2 protein-coding genes are annotated in these 535 nt (G+C 48.6%); both read left to right on the plus strand.

Features of this window, described 5'->3' with window-relative positions; all coding sequences use genetic code 11:
• Window positions 1–115 (plus strand): FliM/FliN family flagellar motor switch protein (locus R7Q48_RS30505; protein ID WP_318134160.1); only part of this gene is annotated, 115 nt, incomplete at its 5' end.
• A partial coding sequence (gene vscR, locus R7Q48_RS30510; protein WP_318134157.1) for a SctR family type III secretion system export apparatus subunit VscR occupies window positions 112–535 on the plus strand: 424 nt, incomplete at its 3' end. The genes R7Q48_RS30505 and vscR, both read left to right, overlap by 4 nt.

Raw genomic sequence — 535 nt, forward strand, 5'->3', positions numbered from 1 at the left:
CGTGACACTGCGCGCGAATGGTAAAATCATTGGTGAATGTGAACTGGTAAACGTCAACGATCATTTAGGTGTACGTGTGCTTGAATTATTCGGCGGCACTCAGGAGCCGGCATGATTCAGTTACCTGATGAGCTAAACCTCATTGTCAGCCTAGCGTTTCTGGCATTGATCCCGTTTATCGCCATGATGGCGACCTCATTTGTGAAACTCGCGGTCGTGTTTTCGCTGCTGCGAAATGCGCTTGGCGTACAACAGATTCCGCCGAATATGGCGCTGTATGGCTTGGCGATCATTTTGTCGATTTTCATCATGGCACCGGTTGGCTTTGAAACGTACGACTACGTAAAACAGCACGACATTTCTTTGGAAGACTCTGCCAGCGTTGAGGGCCTGATTGAAAGTGGTTTACAGCCGTATCGCGAGTTTTTGAAAAAGCACATCCGTGAAACCGAAGCGATATTTTTTACCGACGCAGCACGCACGCTGTGGCCACAAAAATACGTGGACCGTTTGGAATCCGACAGCTTATTGCTGT

It is taken from the genome of Vibrio sp. 378, assembly GCF_033339435.1.